Here is a 6,367-nt window from a genome sequence, read left to right as displayed (position 1 = left end):
CCCTCTCGGGCTTTCCTCCGGGCGCTTCCTTCGTTCTTGCGTTTCCGACTCTATCAGATCTTTCCGATCCGATTTCCTCGGTGCTTTCCGGTCCCTTTCGCTTTCGCTCCGGGCCCTTCCGGCGGTTCCGACTCTATCAGATCCTTTCGGGCCTGATTCCCAGTCAGCGGGAGTTGTCTTCGCGGCTGTTGGGCCGTTCCGACGAGTGAGACTTTAGCGGATTCCTTGCCCCCGACGCTAATCGGGCGGCTCGCGTTCAGACCTTCGAACGCGGATTCCTCATTTCGCAAAAACGCACGGAAAGCAATGACGGCGTCGACGAATCGACACCGTCTGGTGCTCATGTGGTTCTTGCGGAATGGCTGTCCGGGGCCGACCGGGGTCGGTGCTCACGTCGGACAACTCGGAGAACACTACGGATCGGGAAATGCCGTGTCAACCCCGGGCCTCGGGCGTACCCTCCTGGGTATGACGACGCATGCGCACACCACCCAGTGGTGGGCCGCCTGACCTGGCGGCCCTGTACGACGCATGCGCAAGACGGCCGCCGCTCGGCGGCCGTTCGCGTATCCCCCTCCGGGACCCGGCCGACCGGTCGGCGGCCCTCCGGAGAGAGGGAGACGGAACGCGATGACGCGGATCTTCAGTGGGATCAAGCCGACCGGGCATCTGACGCTGGGCAACTACCTGGGCGCCGTCCGGCGGTGGGTCGAGGTGGACCAGCACCGGGCCGACGCGCTCTTCAGCGTGGTGGACCTGCACGCGCTGACCGTCGAGCACGATCCGGCGCGGGTGCGGCGGCTCAGCCGGCAGGCGGCGACGCTGCTGCTGGCGGCGGGGCTCGATCCCGAGCGGTGCGTCCTCTTCGTACAGAGTCATGTGGACGAGCACGCGCGGCTCTCGTACCTGATGGAGTGCACCGCCACGGACGGCGAGCTGCGGCGGATGATCCAGTACAAGGAGAAGAGCGTCCAGGCGCGGGCGGCCGGGCAGAGCGTGCGGCTGTCCTTGCTGACGTATCCGGTGCTGATGGCGGCGGACATCCTCGCGTACGGGACGGACGAGGTGCCGGTCGGTGAGGACCAGACGCAGCACGTGGAGCTGACCCGGGATCTCGCGGTGCGGTTCAACCAGCGGTACGGGCATGTGTTCACCGTGCCGAAGGCGACGCACCCGGAGGTGGCCGCGCGGGTCATGGATCTCCAGGACCCCACGTCGAAGATGGGGAAGTCGCACGAGAACGGGGCCGGGATCGTCTATCTGCTCGACGAGGCCGAGACCGTACGGCGGAAGGTCATGCGGGCCGTCACGGACAGCGGGCGGGAGGTCGTGTACGACAGGGAGGCGAGTCCGGGGGTGGCCAACCTGCTGGATCTGCTGGGCGCGGCGACGGGAGAGGATCCGGCCGGTCTCGCCGGGGCGTACGACTCGTACGGCGCTCTGAAGAAGGACGCGGCGGAGGCGGTCGTCGAGCTGCTGCGGCCGGTGCGGGAGCGGCATGCCGAGCTCGCGGCGGATCCCGGGTACGTGGACGGGGTGCTGCGGGCGGGGGCGGCGCGGGCGCGCGGGATGGCGCGGCCGCTGGTCGACGCGGCCTATCGGGCGGTCGGGCTGCTGCCGGCCGTGTGACGGAAGGCGGTGCGGTAGTCGCGCGGGCTGGTGCCGAGGTGCGAGGCGAAGTGCTGGCGCATGGTGACCTCGCTGCCGAAGCCCGCGCGGCGGGCCACCTCGGGGAGGGGGTGGTCGGTGCGCTCCAGGAGTTTCTGGGCGGCGGCCACCCGGCGTCCGATGAGCCAGTGGAGCGGGGTGGTGCCCGTGGTGGCCTGGAAGTGGCGGGCGAAGGAGCGCGGGGACATGCCGGCGTGGGCGGCGAGGCTCGCGACGGTGTGCGGCCGGTCGAGGTGGGCGAGGGCGTGGGCGCGGACGGCGGCGAGGGCGTCGGCGTCGCGGTCGGCGCGCGGGGTGGGGTGCTCGATGAACTGGGCCTGGGTGCCGGTGCGGAAGGGGGCGGTGACCATGGAGCGGGCGATGGTGGCGGCGGTCTCGGCGCCGTGGGCGGTGCGGACGAGGTGGAGGCAGAGGTCGATGCCGGCGGCGGTGCCTGCGGAGGTCCAGATGCCGGTGTCCTCGACGTAGAGGGCCTCGGGTTCGACGCGGACGGCTGGGTGCCGGTCGGCCAGCTCCGTCGCGAGCTGCCAGTGGGTGACGGCCCGGCGGCCGTCGAGGAGGCCGGCGCGGGCGAGGACGAAGGCGCCCGCGCAGAGGGCGGCGACGGGGATGCCGGCGGTGTGGGCGTGGCGCAGGGCGTCGAGGACGGGGGCGGGGAGGTCGGCGTGCGGGTCCTCGACGCCGGGGACGACGACGAGGTCGGCGGGGGTGAGCTCGCCCAGCCAGTCGAGCGGGCGGTCGGGGGTGAGGGTGAGGCCGCCGGCCAGCGGGACGGGGGTGGCCGGGTCGGCGGCGACGCGGTGGAGGGCGAAGGGCGGGACGCCCCGGGTGGTGCGGTCGGTGCCCCAGACCTCGGTGATCACGGAGACGTCGAAGGCGCGGATGCCGGGGAAGGCGAGGAGGACGATGCGCTGGGCGGCCATGGCTGGCAGTTAACCATCGGTCGCTGTCTTTTCTCCCTCTGGGGCGGTGGGAGGGGGCGCGCCAGGATCGTCCGTATGGAGATCGAGGAGAACGCGGCGCTGGTGGTCATCGACGTACAGAAGGGGTTCGAGGACGAGGGCTTCTGGGGGCGGCGGGACAATCCGGACGCCGAGGGGAACATGGCGGCCCTGCTCGACCGGTGGCAGGAGACGGGGCGGCCGGTGGTGTTCGTGCGGCACGACTCGGTGCGGCCGGGCTCGCCGCTGGAGACGGGGTCCGAGGGGAACGCCTTCAAGGACTTCGTCGAGGAGCGGCGGGGGCAGGGGCGGGGGCCCGAGCTGCTGGTGACGAAGAGCGTGAACTCGGCGTTCTACGGGGAGCCGGATCTGGACGCCTGGCTGAAGGGGTCCGGCGTCGGGCAGGTCGTGGTCGTCGGGATCCAGACGAACATGTGCAACGAGACGACCGCGCGGATGGGCGGCAACCTGGGGTACGACGTGCTGTTCGCGCTGGACGCGATGCACACCTTCGACCTGGCCGGGCCGTTCGGGTGGACGAGCACGGCGGAGGAGCTGACCCGGGCGACGGCGGTGTCGCTGCACGGCGGGCAGTTCGCCCGGGTCGTGACCACGGAGGACGTGCTGAAGGGCACGTCGGCGCGGTAGGTCAGCCGTTGCCGGAGGCGAGCTCGCGGCTGCGGTCGCGGGCGGCCTCCAGGGCGGCGATGAGGGCGGCGCGTACGCCGTGGTTCTCCAGTTCGCGGATGGCGCTGATGGTGGTGCCGGCCGGGGAGGTGACGGCCTCGCGGAGCTTGACCGGGTGCTCGCCGCTGTCGCGGAGCATGACGGCGGCGCCGATGGCGGCCTGGACGATGAGGTCGTGGGCCTGGGCGCGGGGCAGTCCGAGGAGGATGCCGGCGTCGGTCATGGCCTCGACGAGGTAGTAGAAGTACGCCGGTCCCGAGCCGGAGAGCGCGGTGGCGGCGTCCTGCTGGGACTCCGGGACGCGCAGGGTCTTGCCGACGCCGCCGAAGATCTCCTCGGTGTGGACGAGGTGGGCGTGGGTGGCGTGGCTGCCGGCGGAGATCACGGACATGCCCTCGTCGACGAGGACGGGCGTGTTGGGCATGACCCGGACGACCGGGGTGCCCGCGCCGAGGCGCTCCTCGATGAAGGCGGTGGGGATGCCGGCGGCGGCGCTGATGATCAGGCGGTCGGCGGCGACGTGGGGGGCGAGCTCGTCGAGGAGGCGGCCCATGTCCTGGGGCTTCACGGCGAGGATGAGGGTGTCGGCGCGCTTGGCGGCGTCGGCGTTGCTGACGGCCTCGACGCCGTAGCGGGCGTGGAGCTCCTCGGCGCGTTCGGTGCGGCGGGCGGTGACCAGGAGGTTGGCGGGGCGCCAGCCGGCGCGGATCATCCCGCTGAGGAGTGCCTCGCCGATCTTGCCGGTGCCGAGGACTGCGACGGTCTGGGTCATGGGTCTTTCACCTCGCCGGAGGGGCCTGTGCGTGCGTCTGCGGGACATCCTCGCACCGGGAGCGGTGGTGGTGCGGTGGCTGTCCGAAGGGCGGTCACGCGGTGCGGTCACGCGGTGCGGCGGCGGAGGGTGGCGGCGCCGAGGGCGAGGACGAGGACGGCGCAGCCTGCGACGACCAGGGCGTCGCGGACGAAGGCGCTGGTGACGTCGGGGTGGTGGAGGACCTGGTTCATGCCGTCGACGGCGTACGACATGGGCAGGACGTCCGAGATCGCTTCGAGCGCGGGGGCCATGCGGTCGCGCGGGGTGAACAGGCCGCAGAGCAGCAGCTGGGGGAAGATCACGGCCGGCATGAACTGGACGGCCTGGAACTCGGAGGCGGCGAAGGCCGAGACGAAGAGGCCGAGGGCGGTGCCGAGGAGGGCGTCGAGCAGGGCGACCAGGAGCAGCAGCCAGGGGGAGCCGACGACGTCGAGGCCGAGGAACCAGACGGCGAGGCCGGTGGCGAGGACGGACTGGACGACGGCGACGAGCCCGAAGGCGAGGGCGTAGCCGGCGATGAGGTCGCCTTTGCCCAGCGGCATCGCGAGGAGGCGTTCGAGGGTGCCGGAGGTGCGTTCGCGCAGGGTGGCGATGGAGGTCACCAGGAACATCGTGATGAGCGGGAAGATCCCGAGCAGCGAGGCGCCGATCCCGTCGAACGTCTGCGGGCTGCCATCGAAGACGTAACGGAGCAGGAAGAGCATCACGCACGGGACGAGGAGCATCAGCGCGATCGAGCGGGGGTCGTGGCGCAGCTGGCGCAGGACGCGGGCGGCGGTGGCGAGGGTGCGGGCGCTGCTCATGGGCGGGGCTCCTCGGCGGGGGCGGTGGGGGCGGCGGGGGTGGTGGCGGCGCGGCTCGCCGCCGCGTCGACGAGGTGGAGGAAGGCTTCCTCGACCGTGGGCGTGTCGTTGCGGTGGCGGAGGGCCTCGGGGGTGTCCTCGGCGAGGAGTTCGCCTTCTCGGAGGAGGAGCAGGCGGTGGCAGCGTTCGGCCTCGTCCATGACGTGGGAGGAGACCAGGATCGTGGTGCCCCGGTCGGCGGCGATGTGGTGGAAGAGCGCCCACAGGTCGCGGCGGAGGACGGGGTCGAGGCCGACGGTGGGTTCGTCGAGGACGAGGAGCTCGGGCCTGCCGAGGAGGGCGACGGCGAGCGAGACGCGGCTGCGCTGGCCGCCGGAGAGGCGGCCGGCGAGGGCGTCGGCGTGGTCGGTGAGGGCGACGTCGGCGAGGGCCCGTCCGACGGCGGCGCGGCGGTCGGCGCGGTGGGCGCGGCCGGGGGTGAGGACGGCGGCGAAGTAGTCGAGGTTCTGCCGGACGGTGAGGTCGTCGTAGACGGACGGGGCCTGGGTGACGTAGCCGATGCGGGGGCGCAGGCCGGGGTCTCCGGCGGGGCGGCCGAGGACGTCGAGGGTGCCGGTGACCTTGGCCTGGGTGCCGACGATCGCGCGCATGAGGGTGGTCTTGCCGCAGCCGGAGGGGCCGAGGAGGCCGGTGATGCGGCCGGGCGGGACGGTGAAGTCGAGGCCGCGCAGGACGGTGCGGTCGCCGCGGACGACGGTGAGGCCGGAGGCGACGATCGCGCCGGTGCCGGGCGCCCGGGGCGTTTTATTCATCATGCGATGAATAATGCTCCTGGAGGAGCCACATGACCAGGGCCCGTCCGGCGTAATGCGCCGGACGGGCCCTGGGGGATGCGGTGCGGGGGCGGCTAGCCCTTCTTCTTCTTGCGGGTGGACGGGTTGCCCGTGCTCCGCGCGCGGCGCTTCTCGAAGCGGGCCACGGCCGCCTCGTACTCCGTGCGGCGCAGCTTCTCGCCGGGGGCCTCCGTGAAGGAGCGGACGAAGTACGCGAGGAGGGTGCCGATGAAGCCGATGAGCTTCAGGGTGCGCAGCGAGTCCTCGCGGGCCTGGTCGGCGGGGCGGCGGCCGAAGCCCTCCCAGGCCTTGCGGAAGGCGATGGCGCTGCAGACCGCGAACATCACCACGACCAGCATGTTGACGAAGCCGCCGACCTCCGCGATCACCAACCCCTGGTACGCGAAGCGCAGCACGAAGCAGCCCGCCACGGCGGCGAGCAGCGAGCCGACGGCGACGCCGGCGCGGCGCAGCGCGTAGCCGTCGCTGTGGTCGACCCAGCTCGTGCCGAAGAAACGGATCTCCTCGGGCTGGGGTCCGGCGGGGGTGCGGTTCTCGTCGCTCACGGGATCGATTATCCCCCGAGGGGCGGCGAAACCGGGGGAGGCCTTCGGCCCCTGA

General features: G+C 72.3%; 8 protein-coding genes. 3 read left to right on the top strand and 5 right to left on the bottom strand.

Going from position 1 to position 6,367, the window contains the following annotated elements; translation table 11 throughout:
• Window positions 1-209: hypothetical protein (locus ABTZ54_RS22995; protein WP_351666161.1), on the top strand; the 209-nt coding region annotated here is incomplete at its 5' end.
• A gap of 421 nt (window positions 210-630) precedes the next feature.
• Window positions 631-1,629 (top strand): tryptophan--tRNA ligase, encoded by a 999-nt coding sequence (gene trpS, locus ABTZ54_RS22990; protein ID WP_351666159.1) that lies wholly within the window; start codon window positions 631-633, stop codon window positions 1,627-1,629.
• Here trpS and ABTZ54_RS22985 read toward each other — a convergent pair.
• Window positions 1,596-2,591 (bottom strand): GlxA family transcriptional regulator, encoded by a 996-nt coding sequence (locus tag ABTZ54_RS22985; RefSeq protein WP_351666157.1) that lies wholly within the window; start codon window positions 2,589-2,591, stop codon window positions 1,596-1,598. The genes trpS and ABTZ54_RS22985 overlap by 34 nt on opposite strands.
• Window positions 2,592-2,666: 75 nt before the next feature.
• On the opposite strand from ABTZ54_RS22985, the gene ABTZ54_RS22980 reads away from it, so the two are divergent.
• Window positions 2,667-3,257 (top strand): isochorismatase family protein, encoded by a 591-nt coding sequence (locus tag ABTZ54_RS22980; protein WP_351666155.1) that lies wholly within the window; start codon window positions 2,667-2,669, stop codon window positions 3,255-3,257.
• A 1-nt stretch (window position 3,258) separates the two neighbouring features.
• Here the strand turns inward: ABTZ54_RS22980 and proC are convergent, their stop codons facing one another.
• The 4 genes from proC to ABTZ54_RS22960 all read right to left on the bottom strand — a co-directional run bounded on the left by proC (window position 3,259) and on the right by ABTZ54_RS22960 (window position 6,321).
• Window positions 3,259-4,068, bottom strand: coding sequence for a pyrroline-5-carboxylate reductase (gene proC / locus ABTZ54_RS22975; protein WP_351666153.1), 810 nt, complete (start codon window positions 4,066-4,068; stop codon window positions 3,259-3,261).
• Between the two features lie 107 nt (window positions 4,069-4,175).
• Entirely contained in the window at window positions 4,176-4,913 is a 738-nt protein-coding gene (locus ABTZ54_RS22970) for an ABC transporter permease (protein ID WP_351666151.1), read from the bottom strand.
• Complete coding sequence (locus ABTZ54_RS22965; RefSeq protein WP_502997296.1) at window positions 4,910-5,728, bottom strand: ABC transporter ATP-binding protein; 819 nt, start codon at window positions 5,726-5,728, stop codon at window positions 4,910-4,912. The genes ABTZ54_RS22970 and ABTZ54_RS22965 overlap by 4 nt, the downstream gene beginning before the upstream one ends.
• A gap of 92 nt (window positions 5,729-5,820) precedes the next feature.
• Complete coding sequence (locus ABTZ54_RS22960; RefSeq protein ID WP_502997298.1) at window positions 5,821-6,321, bottom strand: hypothetical protein; 501 nt, start codon at window positions 6,319-6,321, stop codon at window positions 5,821-5,823.
• Between the last annotated feature and the right edge of the window lie 46 nt (window positions 6,322-6,367).

Source organism: Streptomyces sp. NPDC094032 (assembly GCF_040303965.1).
Lineage (GTDB): Bacteria > Actinomycetota > Actinomycetes > Streptomycetales > Streptomycetaceae > Streptomyces.
The sequence above is the reverse complement of the archived record's forward strand: the minus strand, read 5'-3'. Positions and strand labels throughout refer to the sequence as shown.